The organism is Planococcus chinensis, assembly GCF_042681545.1.
Classification (GTDB): domain Bacteria; phylum Bacillota; class Bacilli; order Bacillales_A; family Planococcaceae; genus Planococcus; species Planococcus chinensis.
The window spans coordinates 782249-799405 of record NZ_JBHUFW010000004.1; the positions used below are offsets into that span (position 1 = coordinate 782249).

15 protein-coding genes are annotated in these 17157 nt (G+C 51.4%); 14 read left to right on the forward strand and 1 reads right to left on the reverse strand.

What is annotated here, in order from left to right; all coding sequences use genetic code 11:
* Nucleotides 1–4: 4 nt before the first annotated feature.
* The 4 genes from ACFSDB_RS06140 to recA all read left to right on the forward strand — a co-directional run bounded on the left by ACFSDB_RS06140 (nucleotide 5) and on the right by recA (nucleotide 4290).
* Nucleotides 5–886, forward strand: coding sequence for a helix-turn-helix domain-containing protein (locus ACFSDB_RS06140; protein WP_377339418.1), 882 nt, complete (start codon nucleotides 5–7; stop codon nucleotides 884–886).
* A gap of 47 nt (nucleotides 887–933) precedes the next feature.
* Nucleotides 934–1512: a CDP-diacylglycerol--glycerol-3-phosphate 3-phosphatidyltransferase gene (gene pgsA / locus ACFSDB_RS06145; protein ID WP_204892465.1), complete on the forward strand. Its 579-nt coding sequence runs from the start codon at nucleotides 934–936 to the stop codon at nucleotides 1510–1512.
* Nucleotides 1513–1806: 294 nt separating this feature from the next.
* Nucleotides 1807–3060, forward strand: a complete 1254-nt coding sequence (locus ACFSDB_RS06150; protein ID WP_204892464.1) for a competence/damage-inducible protein A — start codon at nucleotides 1807–1809, stop codon at nucleotides 3058–3060.
* A gap of 174 nt (nucleotides 3061–3234) precedes the next feature.
* Entirely contained in the window at nucleotides 3235–4290 is a 1056-nt protein-coding gene (recA, locus tag ACFSDB_RS06155; protein WP_204892463.1) for a recombinase RecA, read from the forward strand.
* Between the two features lie 361 nt (nucleotides 4291–4651).
* Here recA and ACFSDB_RS06160 read toward each other — a convergent pair whose 3' ends face one another.
* Nucleotides 4652–4945: a hypothetical protein gene (locus ACFSDB_RS06160; RefSeq protein ID WP_377339422.1), complete on the reverse strand. Its 294-nt coding sequence runs from the start codon at nucleotides 4943–4945 to the stop codon at nucleotides 4652–4654.
* A gap of 156 nt (nucleotides 4946–5101) precedes the next feature.
* Between ACFSDB_RS06160 and rny the strand changes: the two genes are divergently transcribed.
* From rny to ACFSDB_RS06210, 10 genes are all read left to right on the forward strand, one after another.
* Nucleotides 5102–6661 carry a ribonuclease Y gene (rny, locus tag ACFSDB_RS06165; RefSeq protein WP_204892456.1) on the forward strand — a complete coding sequence of 520 codons (1560 nt, stop codon included), beginning with the start codon at nucleotides 5102–5104 and terminating at the stop codon, nucleotides 6659–6661.
* 66 nt (nucleotides 6662–6727) lie between these two features.
* Nucleotides 6728–7525, forward strand: coding sequence for a TIGR00282 family metallophosphoesterase (locus tag ACFSDB_RS06170; protein ID WP_204892455.1), 798 nt, complete (start codon nucleotides 6728–6730; stop codon nucleotides 7523–7525).
* Between the two features lie 427 nt (nucleotides 7526–7952).
* Nucleotides 7953–8378, forward strand: coding sequence for a YlbF/YmcA family competence regulator (locus tag ACFSDB_RS06175; RefSeq protein WP_204892454.1), 426 nt, complete (start codon nucleotides 7953–7955; stop codon nucleotides 8376–8378).
* A gap of 106 nt (nucleotides 8379–8484) precedes the next feature.
* Nucleotides 8485–11010, forward strand: a complete 2526-nt coding sequence (gene mutS, locus ACFSDB_RS06180) for a DNA mismatch repair protein MutS (RefSeq protein ID WP_204892453.1) — start codon at nucleotides 8485–8487, stop codon at nucleotides 11008–11010.
* A gap of 4 nt (nucleotides 11011–11014) precedes the next feature.
* Entirely contained in the window at nucleotides 11015–12904 is a 1890-nt protein-coding gene (mutL, locus tag ACFSDB_RS06185) for a DNA mismatch repair endonuclease MutL (protein ID WP_204892452.1), read from the forward strand.
* Nucleotides 12905–12965: 61 nt separating this feature from the next.
* Nucleotides 12966–14627 carry a glycerol-3-phosphate dehydrogenase/oxidase gene (locus ACFSDB_RS06190; protein ID WP_204892451.1) on the forward strand — a complete coding sequence of 554 codons (1662 nt, stop codon included), beginning with the start codon at nucleotides 12966–12968 and terminating at the stop codon, nucleotides 14625–14627.
* Nucleotides 14624–15541: an alpha/beta fold hydrolase gene (locus ACFSDB_RS06195; protein ID WP_204892450.1), complete on the forward strand. Its 918-nt coding sequence runs from the start codon at nucleotides 14624–14626 to the stop codon at nucleotides 15539–15541. The genes ACFSDB_RS06190 and ACFSDB_RS06195 overlap by 4 nt, the downstream gene beginning before the upstream one ends.
* Entirely contained in the window at nucleotides 15534–16481 is a 948-nt protein-coding gene (miaA, locus tag ACFSDB_RS06200) for a tRNA (adenosine(37)-N6)-dimethylallyltransferase MiaA (protein ID WP_204892449.1), read from the forward strand. Before ACFSDB_RS06195 ends, miaA begins: the two co-directional genes overlap by 8 nt.
* A 20-nt stretch (nucleotides 16482–16501) precedes the next feature.
* Complete coding sequence (hfq, locus tag ACFSDB_RS06205; RefSeq protein ID WP_204892448.1) at nucleotides 16502–16726, forward strand: RNA chaperone Hfq; 225 nt, start codon at nucleotides 16502–16504, stop codon at nucleotides 16724–16726.
* 97 nt (nucleotides 16727–16823) lie between these two features.
* Nucleotides 16824–17123: a rhodanese-like domain-containing protein gene (locus ACFSDB_RS06210; protein WP_204892447.1), complete on the forward strand. Its 300-nt coding sequence runs from the start codon at nucleotides 16824–16826 to the stop codon at nucleotides 17121–17123.
* Nucleotides 17124–17157: the final 34 nt, after the last annotated feature.

Here is a 17157-nt window from a genome sequence, read left to right on the forward strand (position 1 = left end):
GCAGGTGATCGGATTGAGTGAATTGGGTACTCGTTTGAAAGAAGCGAGAATCGCAAAAGGGTACAGTTTGGAAGACCTACAGGATCTAACAAAGATCCAGAAAAGGTATTTGGCCGGAATTGAAGAAGGCAACCACAGCATGATGCCAGGGCCATTCTACGCGCGGGCGTTCATCAAGCAATATGCGGAATCAGTGGGTCTCAATGCCGATGAATTGCTCGAGCAGCATAAATCGGAAGTGCCGGTTCCGGTAAAGGAAGAACTGAAGAAACCGTTGGCACCGTCAACGCCTTCACGGCGGCAGACGTTTGCCAAAAGTTCGTCCCGGGGTGTCGGGGAAGTGATGCCGAAAGTCATTGTCGCGTTGTTTATTGTCCTTATTCTCGGGGTTTCCTGGTATTTTTATAAATCACTGGACACAAATGATACGGCAGAAGAAGTACCGGAAGAAACAGCAGGCGTCCCTTACGAGGAACCGGCTGAAGAAGAAACTCCACCTCCGGCAGAAGAAAAGCCGGCTGAAGCTCCGGCTGAAGAGAAACCGGAAGAGCCGAAAGAGCCCGAAGCTGCGATCAAAGTGAAAGGCACACAAGGCGAAACGACTACATATGAGTGGAGCGGCCCGGCGAAACGTGAATTGACGATCAAAGCAAGCGGTGCGTCGTGGGTTTCGGCGACCGACCAGGCCCAGAAGGAATTATTAGCGCCTGCCCGGACAATGCAGCCGAATGAAAGCGAGAAAATCGATGTTTCGTCTGCTTCACAAGTCCGCATCCGCCTCGGTGCATCTCCGAACGTGCAGCTGGCTGTCAACGGAAAACCGATAGAATACTCACAGGATCTAATCACGCAAAATATCGTTATTCAATTTACTGCTGCAGAATAGCCATCTTTTGATGGCTATTTTTCTTTAAAAACGAAAGGAGAATCATCATGAACATTCCCAATCGAATTACCATTTCCCGAATCTTCCTGATTCCCGTCTTCATGATCGTCATGCTGGTGGATTTCAACTGGGGGAATATGACGCTTTTCGGCGCAGAAATGCCGGTTTCCCATTTCATCGGCGGCCTGATTTTTATTATCGCTTCGCTCACGGACTGGGTTGACGGCTATTACGCACGCAAATACAACCTGGTCACAACGTTCGGCAAATTCCTGGATCCGCTTGCGGACAAACTCCTGGTTTCGGCCGCATTGATCATATTGGTGGAGCTGGGATTCGCCGCTTCTTGGATTGTCATCATCATCATCAGCCGTGAATTCGCTGTCACTGGCCTGCGCTTGGTATTGGCAGGAGAAGGCGAAGTCGTCGCAGCCGGCGGGCTTGGCAAAATCAAGACCACTGCCCAGATTCTGGCGATTGCCGCTTTGTTGCTCCATAATACGATCTTTACACTCGCCAATATCCCGTTCGGTGAAATCATGCTTTATATTGCGTTAATCTTTACGGTCTGGTCAGGCTGGGATTATTTCTACGCCAACCGCAGAGCATTGATGGCATCGAAATAAAATCCAAGCTGGGTAGGCTAAGCATAAATTGTGTAAACCGCTTCGGCGCTTTGGGCATGACTCCCGCAAGAAGCCAGGCACAGAACGCCTGTCTTCTTGCTTCGTCTAGCCCCAAGGCGCACCGGCGCTAAATAAATCATTGAAAGCAGCAACTCTATTCTTCATTGCAGTACTCTCTGATAGGTGAAGCGCATCAATGGGGAACATTATTACTGTTTTGCGGAGCAGCATATATGAATTTTTTATGCTATATATAACCTTTAAAGTTCATTAGCAGAAAGGAAGTGGCAAAAGATGAACGCAGAAATCATCGCGGTAGGTTCCGAGCTTTTGCTCGGGCAAATTACCAACACCAATGCCCGCTTTATTTCGAATCATTTGGCGGAACTTGGCATCAACGTCTTCTACCATACAGTGGTCGGGGACAATGCCGGGCGTTTGGAGGAAGTTATCACCAAGGCCGAGGAACGCGCCGATTTGATCATTTTCACCGGAGGACTGGGGCCGACAAAAGATGATTTGACAAAAGAAACCATTGCGCGCCATCTCGGCACCACGCTTGAGATGGATGAAGAAGCGCTGCAGTCGATTGTGGCTTTCTTCGAACGTGCAGGGCGCCCCATGACCGACAACAATAAAAAACAGGCGCTCGTTTTGAAAGACAGCAAGGTTTTGGTCAACCATCACGGCATGGCGCCGGGGATGTTGTATAAAACCGACAATCATGTTTATATGCTGTTGCCGGGGCCGCCTAAGGAAATGGAGCCGATGTTCCAATTCGAAGCGAAGCCGATGCTTGCCCGTCTATTGAACCAGGCGGATGTCATCTTGAGCCATGTGCTGCGTTTTTACGGTATCGGAGAAGCGGAGTTGGAATTCCGGCTCCAGGAACTGCTGGACCGCCAGACTAATCCGACCATCGCACCTCTCGCAGCGGACGGCGAAGTGACGCTTCGCATAACTGCGAAGACGAACACTGAAGAACAGGCATGGGAACTGATCAACGCATCGAAAAAAGAGATTCTCGATGAAGTCGGCGAATACCTCTACGGATATGACGATGATTCTCTGGCTTCGAAAACGATTGAATTGCTGAAGGAACAGTCAAAAACGATTTCAGCAGCCGAAAGCCTGACGGCCGGCCTCTTCCAATCGGAACTCGCAGCAGTGCCGGGAGCAAGTGCCGTCCTGTCAGGAGGCGTCATTGCCTATAATGAGGAAACCAAAATCAGCCAGCTTGGGCTGTCACCTGATTTGCTGAAACAATTTGGAGTGGTGAGCGAAGAAACCGCCATCGCGATGGCGGAAGCCGCACGGCTCAAATTCCATACAGACATTGCAATTGGCTTGACCGGGGCTGCCGGACCGGATGCCCATGGCGATCAGCCTGCTGGAACAGTATGGATCGGCATCGCCACATCGGATGGAACGGACGCATACCGGCTCCAATTGTCGGGGATGCGCAATACGAACCGTCTCAGAGCGGTGAAACTGGCACTCTCGTATATCATACGAACACTAACTGAAGGAAACGCACGCAAAATTTGATTTTGCGTGTTTTTTTATGCGCAAAACGGGAATTTGGCTCTTATAAGGCATTTAAAAATCAGAAATAAAAACAAGAACACGAATGAACGTTCGCTTTTTTCTTGTGTATTTCTCAATAACCTAGTATACTAGAGTCAGGTAGAAAAATTGGTTTTAATTAGAGGAGGATTTCTTTTGAGCGATCGTAAAGCAGCGTTAGACATGGCGTTAAAAAGTATAGAAAAGCAATTTGGTAAAGGTTCGGTCATGAAATTGGGTGAGAAAAGCGACCGCAATGTATCTTCGATTTCAAGCGGCTCGTTGGCAATTGACACGGCGTTAGGAATAGGCGGATACCCGCGCGGGCGGGTTATCGAAATCTACGGGCCTGAAAGTTCAGGTAAAACGACTGTTTCGCTTCATGCTATTGCAGAAGCCCAAGCAGCAGGCGGCACTGCAGCATTCATCGATGCCGAGCACGCTCTTGATCCAGTTTATGCAAAAAATCTTGGTGTTAACATCGACGAGCTTTTGCTGTCTCAGCCGGATACAGGGGAACAAGCCCTTGAAATCGCGGAAGCATTGGTACGAAGCGGCGCAATCGACATTGTCGTCATCGACTCCGTAGCGGCACTTGTGCCAAAAGCGGAAATCGAAGGCGAAATGGGCGACTCGCATATGGGCTTGCAGGCCCGCTTGATGTCCCAAGCTTTGCGTAAACTATCCGGTATCATCAACAAGTCGAACACAATCGTAATTTTCATCAACCAGATCCGTGAGAAGATCGGTGTTATGTTCGGAAACCCGGAAACGACGCCGGGCGGCCGTGCTTTGAAGTTCTATTCTTCTGTACGTATGGAAATCAGACGCGCAGAAGCGTTGAAGTCAGGCAATGATATTATCGGTAACAGAACGAAGATCAAAGTTGTGAAAAACAAAGTTGCTCCGCCGTTCCGTACAGCGGAAGTGGATATCATGTACGGCAAAGGGATTTCCCGTGAAGGAGAAATCGTTGATATCGGTTCGGATCTGGAAATCATCCAGAAGAGCGGTTCTTGGTATTCATACAAAGACGAGCGCATCGGCCAAGGCCGTGAAAACGCCAAGCAGTTCTTGATGGCGAATCCGGAATTGCGCAACGAGATTTCGAACAAAGTCCGCGAATCTTTGGGCATGGCCGCAGCTACGTACACGATTGCTGCCAAGGACGAAGAGCCGGAAGAATTCAACTTGCTGATTGACGAAGAATAAAATCCAAGCCTTCATTGCAATGGAGGCAGAAAGGGCCGCAAAGCTGATGCTTTGCGGCCCTTTTCCTATATAAAGAAATGCCAGGGGAAACAAGAGCGGGTATTAATAGCAGCTTCCCAACAGCTATCGAATCTCCACGGCCGCCACCGCTTTTCTGTTGTCCAGACTCCGGCAGCCAGGTTCTCGGGTCATAAGCCAGCCCGGCTGTGCGGCAAAAGAAGCCGCTTCGCCGGTCTGTCTTATGCCTGTCGAACCTGAACGGCTGCCACCGCTTTTCTGTTGTCCAGACTCCGGCAGCCAGGTTCTCGGGTCATAAGCCAGCCCGGCTGTGCGGCAAAAGAAGCCGCTTCGCCGGTCTGTCTTATGCCTGTCGAACCTGAACGGCTGCCACCGCTTTTCTGTTGTCCAGACTCCGGCAGCCAGGTTCTCGGGTCATAAGCCAGCCCGGCTGTGCGGCAAAAGAAGCCGCTTCGCCGGTCTGTCTTATGCCTGTCGAACCTGAACGGCTGCCACCGCTTTTCTGTTGTCCAGACTCCGGCAGCCAGGTTCTCGGGTCATAAGCCAGCCCGGCTGTGCGGCAAAAGAAGCCGCTTCGCCGGTCTGTCTTATGCCTGTCGAACTTGAACGGCTGCCTCCGCTTTTCGCGGAGCACCATGGGTTGACACTTCTTATGACCAACTATACAATTAAGTTGTATCTATGCATGCTTTTTCTGCAGAGATTACACATTTTAACTTGTATTGATGCATAAGGGGTTACATTAATTCATCTTTAGAAATTTAAAAAAAGAATAGCAAGAGGAGGTGTTCGAATGGGAATTTCTGAGATCATCTTCGCTTTGCTTGGTATCATCGTCGGTGTAGTTGTTGGATATCTAGTGTTAAAGAAACAAAACGATTCTGATATAGCAGGGGCTAAACACTCTGCGGAGCAAATTGTTGAAGATGCGAAGAGACAAGCAGACGCATTGAAAAAAGAAGCTCTATTGGAAGCGAAAGACGAAAATCACAAATTGCGTACTGAAACAGAATCTGAAATCCGTGAACGCCGATTGGAACTTCAAAGACAGGAAAATCGGTTGTTGCAGAGAGAAGAAAATTTGGATCGCAAGGATGATGCATTGAACAAAAGAGAGGCTAGCCTTGAACGCAAGGACGAAGCGCTCGCAGAAAAACAACAGCATATTGGACAGATGGAGAGCAAAGCTGAGGAGTTAGTCCAGCAACAACAATCCGAAATGGAACGCATTTCCTCTTTGACCCGCGAAGAAGCGAAGTCGATCATCCTGCAGCAAGTTGAAAACGAACTTTCAACGGATATAGCAGTGATGGTGAAAGAGACAGAAGCGCGCGCCAAAGAAGAATCGGATAAAAAAGCGAAAAACATTCTTTCATTGGCCATGCAGCGGTTTGCGGCAGACCACGTCGCTGAGACGACGGTTTCGGTAGTCAACTTGCCGAATGATGAAATGAAAGGCCGCATCATCGGCCGTGAAGGACGCAACATCCGGACGCTTGAAACTTTGACGGGCATCGATTTGATCATCGATGATACACCGGAAGCGGTCATTTTGTCCGGCTTCGATCCGATCCGCCGTGAAACAGCGCGCCTGGCACTCGAGAAATTGGTGTCCGACGGCCGTATCCACCCGGCCCGCATCGAAGAGATGGTTGAGAAGTCAAGACGTGAAGTGGATGAGCAAATACGGGAAATCGGAGAACAGACGACGTTTGATGTCGGTGTCCATAACCTCCATCCTGACTTGATCAAAATCCTCGGACGTCTCCGCTACCGTACAAGCTATGGCCAGAACGTCCTGAAACACTCTGTTGAAGTTGCCTTCCTGTCCGGCTTGATGGCCGCAGAACTCGGCGAAGATGTCACCCTTGCACGCCGTGCAGGACTTCTTCACGATATCGGGAAAGCGATCGACCATGAAGTGGAAGGAAGCCACGTTGAAATCGGCGTGGAGCTTGGCACGAAATACAAAGAACATCCAGTTGTCATCAACAGCATCGCTTCCCACCACGGCGATACAGAAGCGACATCGATCATTTCAGTGATCGTCGCTGCAGCGGACGCATTGTCTGCCGCACGTCCGGGAGCCCGCAGCGAGACGCTGGAAAACTATATCCGCAGACTTGAGAAGCTTGAAGAGATTTCCGAGTCGTACGAAGGCGTCGAGAAATCATTCGCCATTCAAGCGGGACGCGAAATCCGCATCATGGTCCGGCCAGAACAGATTGATGATATGACCGCACATAGACTGGCTCGCGACATCCGGAAACGGATCGAAGAAGAGCTGGATTATCCCGGGCATATCAAAGTGACGGTCATCCGTGAAACACGAGCAGTTGAATACGCAAAATAATAGGAGTGAGGCTTCGATGAATGTCTATTCAAAGAAGCCTTTTTCTTATGGGAAAAGGTGAACCTTATGAAAATCTTGTTTATTGGTGACATTGTCGGCTCTATTGGCCGCGATGCACTGGAATCCTACCTGCCGCGCCTGAAGCGCAAATACACACCCGATGTGGTGATTGCCAACGGCGAAAATGCCGCAGCAGGCCGCGGCATCACGAAAGCCATCTATCAGGACCTCATGTTCATGGGCGTCGACATGGTGACGATGGGCAACCATACATGGGACCAGAAAGAAATCTTCGATTTTATTGATGAGGTCGATTACCTGATCCGTCCGGCGAACTTCTCGCCGGAAGCTCCGGGCCGCGGAATGGCGACGGTCACAAAAAATGGCCAGACTTTATCGGTGATCAATCTTCATGGCCGCGTCTTTTTGCCGCCGCATGACGACCCGTTCCAAAAAGCGGACGAGCTGATTGCAGAAGCGAAAGAAATTTCGCCGCTCGTCTTTGTCGATTTCCATGCGGAAGCGACAAGTGAAAAGATTGCGATGGGCTGGCATCTCGACGGCCACGCTTCGGTCGTTGTCGGAACGCATACACACGTCCAGACGGCGGACGCGCGGATCCTGCCGAACGGCACCGCTTATATTTCAGATGTCGGCATGACAGGTCCATATGATGAAATTCTCGGGATGACAAAGGAATCGGTGCTTTACCGCTTCAAAACGAATATGCCGACGCGCTTTGAAGTGCCAAAGCGCGGCCGTCCGGTTGTCAGCGGCTTTTTTACAGATGTGGATGACGCAACAGGCAAGGCCGTTTCGTTTGAACGCATCTATATCAATGAAGACTATCCATTCCAGAACTAGATAAGTTGAGTTTAAGAATCATTATTTTATACACCGCTTCGGCCGCTTTGGGCATAGCTCCCGCAATGAGCCGAGAAGACCACTCGTCTCATAGCTTCGCCTAGCCCGTGGACGCGGCGGCGCTGGATATGCTCTTTAAGAACAGACAACTCTATCGATTTCTGCAGTGCTATTTAAGATATAGAGCAAAACAGCGGAGACGCCCGCGGCAAGCGTAGCTGTTTTGCGAAATATCGATAGTGAAAGGTTATTAATCCAACTTATATAGCTCTCTCTTCTTGTCGATTCTACGACAATTGAACCGTCTGCCTTGTAGATGGCTGCCTTTATTCAGTATAATAAAGTACGAATTGCTTTAATAAAAACATGGCCCTTGACCGGCGGACAGATGGAAACCGGAAGGGACCAAGAAGTGGGTGTCTGAAGAATGACATATTCAAAAGAAGAAATCGTTGCAAAAGCTCGCGAAGTGGCGGACATGATCGCCCAGACCGAAGAAGTGGAATTCTTCAAGCGCGCCGAAGCTCAAATAAACGAAAACCAGAAAATCCGCGAGAAGATTGCCAGCTTGAAGAGCCTGCAGAAACAAGCAGTCAACTTCCAGCATTACGGCAAGGAGCGGGCACTTGAATTGATCGAAAGCAAAATCGCGAAAATCGAAGAAGAAATCGACGCTGTGCCGATTGTCCAGGAATTCAAGCAATCTCAGACAGATGTCAATTCGCTTCTGCAAATGGTCTCGACAGCGATTGCCAATCAAGTGACGAACAACATCATCACATCGACGGGCGGCGATTTGCTGCGCGGCGAAACCGGCTCGCAAGTAAGAAACAGCCCGGCCAACAAAAAGTGATCCCATGCAAAACTGAAAGAGCCCCGGCTCTTTCAGTTTTTTCTTTTCTCCCTTGGTTTTTGCTATAATGGAGAAACAATGAAAAGTTCGCGAAAGAGGTAAAAAAATGGCTCCTACACCAATGATGCAACAATATTTACAAGTGAAATCCGACTACCAGGACGCATTCCTGTTTTTCCGTTTGGGCGATTTCTACGAGATGTTCTTTGATGATGCGCTGAAAGCATCGCAGATCCTCGAAATCACATTAACGAGCCGCGGCGGCACCGGCGACGACCGAATTCCAATGTGCGGCGTTCCGCATCACGCGGCGCAAAACTATATCGATCAATTGATTTCCAAAGGCCATAAAGTGGCGCTTTGTGAACAAGTTGAAGACCCGAAAACTACGAAAGGCATGGTCAAGCGGGAAGTCGTGCGCTTGATTACTCCGGGCACGCACACCGAGGGCAAAAGCATCGATTCCAAATCGAATATGTTCTTGGCGGCGGCTGAACAGATGATCGATGGCTTTGCTTTGTCGTATGTCGACATCAGCACCGGAGAAGCGAGCGCCACATACATAGCAGGAACAGAAAACGCGCTGCTACAGGAATTGCAGTCGTTGAACATTAAAGAACTGGTGGTCTCCGAGCAATTGTTTTTATTGCTGAACGAAGAATCGCAGGATCTGGTGCTGTCGATTGAGCCGATGGACTTTGTCTACACGGCGGATGAACGGTTGATGGCTGAATGCCCGGATGATCTCAAACTCAGCATCCGGCGCCTGCTGACTTATATTTCCCGGACGCAAAAGCAGTCGCTCGACCATATCCAGACGTTCACGTTCAATGAAAACGGACAACTGCTGTCGATTGATTTCCACTCGAAGCGCAACCTGGAACTGCTGCAGTCGATCCGCGGCGGCGAGACAAAAGGCACGCTCCTATGGCTGTTGGACGAGACTGTGACAGCTATGGGCAGCCGGAAACTGAAGCAATGGCTGCACCAGCCTTTGGCAAACCGCCATTTGATCGAAAAGCGGCAGCAACTTGTCGAATCCCTCATCACCCAATACTTTGTCCGGGTCGAGCTTCAAGAGCTGTTAAAAGAAGTGTACGACTTGGAGCGCCTCAGCGGACGGGTCGCTTTTGGCAGCGCCAGCGGGCGCGATTTGGCCCAGCTCCGAAGCTCGCTTGAAAAAGTGCCGGCGATCATTTCAGAATTGGCCAATTCGGGGCATGGCACCCTCGCGAATTTCAGCGACAAGCTCGATCGTTGCGGCGAAGTATGTGAATTGCTCACAGCAATCAGCGACAATCCGCCGCTGTCTTCGAAAGAAGGCGGCGTCATCCGCGACGGCTTCCATGCACAACTGGATGAATACCGGTATGCCTCACGGAACGGCAAAGACTGGATTGCGCAGCTCGAGCAGGAAGAGCGCCAGCGGACAGGCATCAAATCATTGAAAATCGGCTATAACCGCATTTTCGGCTATTATATCGAAATTTCCAAAGCGAATATGCATTTGGCCGACTTGGAACGCTATGAGCGCAAGCAGACGCTTGCCAATGCGGAGCGCTATATCACGCCGGAGCTGAAAGAAAAAGAAACGCTGATTCTGACAGCGGAAGAAGAAAGCCTGACATTGGAATACGAATTGTTCGTAAAAATCCGCGAAGAAGTGAAGCAGTACATTGGCCGTATCCAGCAGCTGGCGTCAACGCTCAGTGAACTCGACGTCTATATGAGTTTTGCCAATGTGGCGGAGAAATATCGCTTTGTAAAACCGGCTTTCAATGACTCCCGGGAAATTTCCATTATCGAAGGCCGCCACCCGGTCGTGGAAAAAATGCTGAACAAGCAGCATTATGTGCCGAACGACTGTGTGTTGACCGACAACCAGAACATGCTGCTCATCACAGGTCCGAACATGTCCGGTAAAAGTACCTATATGCGCCAAGTCGCTTTGACGATTGTGCTGGCGCAAATCGGCTCGTACGTGCCGGCGGAATCCGCGAATCTGCCGATTGTCGACCAGATCTTCACGCGCATCGGCGCTGCGGATGATCTGGTATCCGGCCAGAGCACGTTCATGGTGGAAATGCTCGAATCGCAGTATGCCATTACGCATGCAACAGAACGCAGCCTTCTGCTGTTTGACGAAATCGGGCGCGGCACATCGACTTACGACGGCATGGCGCTCGCGCAGTCGATGATTGAATACATCCACGAGCACATCGGGGCGAATACCTTGTTCTCGACCCATTACCATGAATTGACGGCACTCGACCAGTCGCTCGACAAACTGAGCAATGTCCATGTCGCCGCCATGGAACAGTCCGGGAAAGTGGTCTTCTTGCATAAAGTCAAGAAAGGTCCGGCTGACAAAAGCTACGGCATCCACGTTGCGGAACTGGCCGAATTGCCGCAGCCGATCCTTGTGCGCGCAAGGGAGCTGCTTGCGAGTTTTGAAGCGGAAAATAAAAAGCACGTCAGCCAGGTCGAACAATTGAGCTTCTTTGACGACCGCGACACTGAAAGCGAAGAAGTGCTGCAGGCCATCAATGACGCGAACATCGCGGCGATGACGCCGCTGCAGTCGCTGCAGCTGCTCAATGACCTGCAAGAGAAGCTAAGCAAAAAGGGGTGACAGTATGGGATTGATCCGTTTGATGGACGAACCGCTATCCAATAAAATAGCTGCCGGGGAAGTGGTAGAACGCCCGGCATCCGTCGTCAAGGAATTGGTGGAGAACGCCATCGATGCCGGCGGTACGGCAATTGAAGTGCTGCTGTTGGAAGCGGGGCTGACCTCCATCCAGATTGTCGACAACGGCGCCGGCATGGATACTGATGATGCCCTCATGGCATTCTCGCGCCATGCCACCAGCAAAATCGCCAATGAACACGATCTGTTCCGCATCCGGACGCTCGGATTCCGGGGAGAAGCGCTGGCGAGTATTGCATCGGTCTCGAAAGTGACGCTCCATACCTCAGATGGGAAAACCGGCACGTTCGTCCAGATGGAAGGCGGCCGGCTGATTGAGCACCGTGCAGGTTCGCTCCGCAAAGGGACAGACATTAAAATCGACCAATTATTCTTCAATACGCCTGCGCGGCTCAAATACTTGAAGACGCTGCAGACGGAGCTCGGCCATACCATCGATTTGATGAACCGGCTCGCGCTCAGCTATCCGGGCATCGCTTTCCGATTGGTCCACGACGGAAAGGCGGTCTTGCAGACGTCAGGCAGCGGAGAGATCAAGCGGGTCATTTCCGACATCTACGGCGTCTCAATCGCCAAGAAAATGATTCCGTTCGAAAGCGAATCGAACGATTATAAAGTGTCCGGCTTCGCTTCGCTCCCGGAAATCACCCGTGCCAATAAAAACTACATTTCGCTGTTCGTCAACGGCCGCTGGGTGAAGCATTATGCAATCGCCAATACAGTCCATAAGGCATACCATACCTTTTTGCCTTTGGAACGCCAGCCGATCGTGATTTTGAATATCGAAGGCGACCCTTATTTGACCGACGTCAATGTCCATCCGGCAAAACAGCAGATCCGACTGAGCAAAGAAAAGGAATTGATGGAGCTTATCCATTCGACAATCCGAAAGACGATCAGTTCGGTTGTAAGGGCGCCGGTTATTGAACAGCCCAAAGCGCAGAAAAGCGCACCGACACGGCAGCTCGATTTGTGGAAATCGTCCTATACCGTGCAGGAGCCGCCGGCTGGCGAAACAGCAAGTGCACCCAAGCCGCAGTTGCAGCAGCAGCCGGAGACGGCACTGCCCGGCATCCCGACCGATTTTCCGGAAGATACTCGCCAGCCGTCAAGTGGATTGCGGCAGTCCTCGGCAGATATAGAGCTTCCGGCTGACAGTGTTCAGCCGGAAGAAGCGCTGTCTAGAGAAGAGAGCGGGCAGGAAATGGATCAATTCGAAGATGCCGGCCCGCAATTTCCCGAGCTGGAAGTGGTCGGACAAATCCATGGCACATATATTGTCGCCCAAAGCTCGGACGGGTTCTACCTCGTTGACCAGCATGCGGCGCAGGAGCGCATCAAATATGAGTTTTTCCGTGAAAAAGTGGGCGACATCGACGCAGGCGAGCGCCAGGCGCTGCTGCTTCCGCTGACGTTCCATTACAGCCGTGATGAAGCGCTCCGCTTGAAGGATGCGTTGGAAGTGCTCAGTGAAAGCGGCGTGTTCCTGGAGGAATTCGGAGACACCTCCTTCATCGTGCGCGAACACCCGACATGGTTTCCGAAAGGGTTTGAACAGGAAATCATTGAGGAACTGATCGAACAAGTACTCGATGAGCGGAAAGTCGATGTCAAGAAAATCAGAGAAGAAGCAGCCATCATGATGAGCTGCAAACGGTCCATCAAAGCGAACCATTACTTGCAGAAGCATGAAATGGAGCGGCTGCTCGCAGATCTGAAAGCGGCGGAACAGCCGTTTACTTGTCCGCACGGGCGTCCGGTCATCATCCATTTCAAAACCTATGATGTTGAAAAAATGTTTAAACGGGTAATGTGAGAAGAGCGGTTTCTCAACCTTGAATGTCGTGGAACCGGATTTTGGAAGAGGGGGAACCGGAATGTTTTCAGCGAAACAGCGAACGCAGCAAATTGAAACACTGTCCAATTACGAATTTGATGTCCTGGTGATCGGAGGCGGCATTACAGGCGCAGGCATTGCGCTTGATGCCGCTTCACGCGGCATGAGTGTGGCGCTAATCGAAATGCAGGATTTTGCAGCAGGCACGTCCAGCCGGTCGACCAAACTGGTGCACGGTGGCCTGCGGTATTTGAAGCAATTCGAAGTGAAGCTGGTGGCGGAAGTCGGCCGCGAGCGGGAAATCGTTTACGAGAACGCCGCCCACGTCACAGAGCCGCAGGGCATGCTATTGCCTTTCCATAAAGGAGGCACGTTCGGGCCGTTTTCCACATCGCTCGGCCTGCGCGCTTATGATTTTTTGGCCGGAGTCAAAAAAGAGGAGCGCCGGACGATGCTCAAACCGGAAGAAGCCTTGCAAAAAGAACCGCTTTTGCTGAAAGAAGGGCTGCTTGGAGGCGGCTTCTATGTGGAATACCGGACAGACGATGCCCGGCTGACCCTTGAGGCGTTGAAAAAAGCAGCGGAGTTGGGGGCCGTCTGCCTGAATTACACAAAAGCAACGGGCTTCCATTACCGCAATAAAAAAGTGGCCGGTGTGCATGCATTTGACGCGGTCAGAGGCGGCACATTCCAGATCGATGCAAAAATTGTCGTCAATGCAGCCGGCCCGTGGGTCGATGAAGTGCGGGGGAGGGACGCAAAAGAAGCAGGCAAGCAGCTTCGCCTGACAAAAGGCTCCCATATTGTCGTCAGCCAAAAAGCATTTCCGCTGCGCCAAGCCGTGTATTTCGATACGCCCGACAAGCGGATGATCTTTGCCATTCCGCGCGACACCAAAGTATACGTCGGCACCACCGATACTTTTTATGAAGCAGATCCGGTGGAGCCGGAAGTCACGAAAGCGGATGTCGATTATTTGATCCAAGCGGTTGCCCATATGTTCCCGTCGGTCCGTTTGGCGCCTTCGGATATCGAGTCGACATGGGCGGGCGTCCGCCCGCTCATTTTCGAAGAAGGCAAAGACCCTTCGGAGATTTCGCGCAGAGATGAAATCTGGGAATCGTCGAATGGGTTGATTTCCATTGCAGGGGGCAAATTGACCGGCTACCGCAAAATGGCGGAAACAATCGTCGATAAAGTAGCGAAGCGCCTGCGCAAAGAAACCGGCAAGGAGTACCGGGAAGGTTCCACGAAGCAGCTGCCATTGTCTGGCGGGGATTTCGGAGGATCGAAAAATTTTGCGAGATTCGTCCATCAAACGGCCCTGTCGGCGGAGCAATTCGGCTTGTCGGCAGAAGACGGGAGAATGATCGCCCAGTTTTTCGGAACGAATGCAGGCAAAGTGTTCGGCATCTATCAAGCGATGCAGGAAGAGAACCCTTACGGGCTGCCAAAAGAGCTTGCTGCAATTGTCCGCTTTGCCATCGAGGAGGAAATGACTTTGACGCCGTCGGATTTCTTTGTCCGGCGCACTGGGGATTTGTATTTCCATATCGATGATGTGCTGAAATACATGGTCGCTGTCCTCGATTTCATGTCGGACGAGCTCGGCTATACCGAAGCACAAAAAGGGCATTATAAAAATGAATTGATCGGGCATATCAAACAGGCGACCCGTTTTGGAAAGGGTGTGCTTCAATGAAAGTCACCAAAAGTTTTTTGAACATGTCGGATGGGCATGATGTCTATTTTGAACTCTATGAACCCGAAGCGCCGATCGGACACGTCCATCTTATCCACGGGATGGCGGAGCATATCGGCCGATATGAAGAATTTGCGCATTTTCTGGCAGGCAAAGGTTTTTCCGTCTCCGGACATGACCAGCGCGGCCATGGAAAAACCGCGGAACGGAACGGCGTCCAAGGCTATTTTGCGGAGGAAGAAGGATTCAGCCGGATCGTGGCAGATGTCAGGGAGACTGTTGAAGAGCTCCGGCCGGACGCTGGCGATTTGCCCCTCATCCTTTTCGGCCACAGTATGGGTTCGTTCGTGGCAAGGCGTTATATCCAATTGTACAGCGAAGAAGTCAGCCGCGCCGTGCTGTCCGGGAGCGGCGGCAATCCCGGGATTGCGGGGAAAGCCGGCCTCGCTTTGGCGGTGTCGGCTGCGCGCCTGAAGGGCAAGACCGAGATTAGCCCAGTGCTCGGAAAGCTGACATTCGGAAGTTTCATGAAGCAATTCAAAGGCGAGGAATCGGCTTTTGCATGGCTGAGCCGCGATGCATCGGAAGTGGCGAAGTACGAGGCAGATCCGATGAGCGGCACGCCTTCGACCAATCAGTTTTACGTGGACCTTTTCAGCGGCATCGATCTGATCCATAAACCGGCAGAGGTTTCAAAAATCCGGAGTGGCCTTCCCTTGTTGTTGATCAGCGGCTCGGAAGATCCGGTTGGCGGGAACGGCAAGGGTATTTTCGGGGCGGCCGAACAATACCGGGCGGCCGGGCTGGATGTCAAGGTTTATTTGGCTGAAGGCGGGCGGCATGAACTGCTGCATGAAATCGGCAAGGACGCCCATTTCGAGACCATTGCGGAATGGATGCTGAGCAATGATTGATGTCATCGCAATCGTCGGCCCGACGGCATCGGGCAAGACTGCCCTCAGCATCGAACTGGCCAAACGGCTGGACGGCGAAATCATCAACGGCGACTCGATGCAGGTTTACCGCAGCATGTCGATCGGAACGGCGAAAATCGAACCGGATGAAATGCAGGGGGTTCCGCATCACTTGCTCGACATCAAGAATCCCGAAGAGTCGTTTTCGGTAGCAGAGTATCAGCAATTGGTGCGCGGAAAGATTTCAGAGATCCGTTCACGCGGGAAGCTCCCGATTATTGTCGGCGGGTCCGGGCTGTATGTCCAGGCGGTCCTTTTCGATTACCGGTTCGCTGAAGAGCCGTTTGATGAGAAGCTGCGCGGGGAATTGCATGCCGAACTCGAACGGTTCGGGCCTGCCCACATGCACCGGAAGCTGCTCGAATTGGACCCGGAATCCCAGATCCATCCGAACAATACCCGGCGAGTCCTCCGGGCTATCGAAATCGCGCGGAGCGGCCAGCCGAAAGGGGAGCGGACGATGGCGCTTTCCCCAATGTATAATGAATTGATCATCGGCCTTGATATCAGCCGGGATGTGCTTTATGAGCGCATCAATGCCCGCGTGGATGACATGCTCGCACGGGGCCTGCTAGAAGAGGTCAATGCACTCCGTTCCCGAGGCATCCGGGATGTGCAGTCCATCCAAGCGATCGGCTACAAGGAAATCTATGCCTATCTTGACGGCAAACTGCCTTTGGAAGAAGCGGTCACGCAGTTGAAACAGAACTCGCGCAAATACGCGAAACGGCAATTTACGTATTTTAAGAACAAACTGCCGATTTTCTGGATTGATGCACTTCAGGATTTGGAAAAAAACATTCGGCAAATTCAGGAAGTCATGCAGGAGAACGACCGCGACCGTCGAATTGAATACTTTGAACGGAAAATTACAGACTAGGGGTTATGAGGGGGATTTCCATGAAGCCAGTAAATATTCAGGATGTTTATTTGAACCAACTGCGAAAAAATAATATTTTTGTAACCGTGTTTTTGCTCAACGGGTTCCAATTGAAAGGAACTATTAAATCATACGATAATTTTACGGTTCTTGTTGAGTCGGACGGAAAGCAGCAGTTGATCTACAAGCATGCCATCTCCACGTTTTCACCGGCAAAGGCAGTAGCCATTGAACATCAGGAGTGACAGAAGAGGCCGGCCGGTTACAGGCTGGCCTTTTCATTTGCAGGCGCAGGTGAATTTCCTTATGATTAAAAGCAGATGACTTGAGGAGGCGATCAAGATGAAAACTATTACGACAACCGAATTGCAGGAAAAATTGGAAGCGGGCCAGCCGCTTCAGGTGATTGACGTCCGGGAAGACGACGAAGTGGCGGCTGGCATGGTGCCGGATGCAAAGCATATTGCACTGGGAACTTTGCCGGAACGCATCGAAGAAATAGACGGGAGCCGGCCCGTGCATGTGATATGCCGTTCAGGCAGACGGAGTGAACGGGCATGTGAATTTCTGGAGTCCCACGGGATTGAAGCCGTCAACGTGGAAGGCGGCATGCTGAACTGGGACGGGGAAACCATCGCATAAAAAGAAACCGTACCAGCGGATAGCCGCTGGTACG

Excerpts from the sequence above, each read along its gene's own strand:
- pgsA (WP_204892465.1), top strand. The coding sequence starts at position 934 with ATGAACATTCCCAATCGAATTACCATTTCCCGAATCTTCCTGATTCCC.
- ACFSDB_RS06150 (WP_204892464.1), top strand. The coding sequence starts at position 1,807 with ATGAACGCAGAAATCATCGCGGTAGGTTCCGAGCTTTTGCTCGGGCAA.
- ACFSDB_RS06160 (WP_377339422.1), bottom strand. The coding sequence starts at position 4,945 with ATGGTGCTCCGCGAAAAGCGGAGGCAGCCGTTCAAGTTCGACAGGCAT.
- rny (WP_204892456.1), top strand. The coding sequence starts at position 5,102 with ATGGGAATTTCTGAGATCATCTTCGCTTTGCTTGGTATCATCGTCGGT.
- ACFSDB_RS06170 (WP_204892455.1), top strand. The coding sequence starts at position 6,728 with ATGAAAATCTTGTTTATTGGTGACATTGTCGGCTCTATTGGCCGCGAT.
- ACFSDB_RS06175 (WP_204892454.1), top strand. The coding sequence starts at position 7,953 with ATGACATATTCAAAAGAAGAAATCGTTGCAAAAGCTCGCGAAGTGGCG.
- mutS (WP_204892453.1), top strand. The coding sequence starts at position 8,485 with ATGGCTCCTACACCAATGATGCAACAATATTTACAAGTGAAATCCGAC.
- mutL (WP_204892452.1), top strand. The coding sequence starts at position 11,015 with ATGGGATTGATCCGTTTGATGGACGAACCGCTATCCAATAAAATAGCT.
- ACFSDB_RS06190 (WP_204892451.1), top strand. The coding sequence starts at position 12,966 with ATGTTTTCAGCGAAACAGCGAACGCAGCAAATTGAAACACTGTCCAAT.
- ACFSDB_RS06195 (WP_204892450.1), top strand. The coding sequence starts at position 14,624 with ATGAAAGTCACCAAAAGTTTTTTGAACATGTCGGATGGGCATGATGTC.
- miaA (WP_204892449.1), top strand. The coding sequence starts at position 15,534 with ATGATTGATGTCATCGCAATCGTCGGCCCGACGGCATCGGGCAAGACT.
- hfq (WP_204892448.1), top strand. The coding sequence starts at position 16,502 with ATGAAGCCAGTAAATATTCAGGATGTTTATTTGAACCAACTGCGAAAA.
- ACFSDB_RS06210 (WP_204892447.1), top strand. The coding sequence starts at position 16,824 with ATGAAAACTATTACGACAACCGAATTGCAGGAAAAATTGGAAGCGGGC.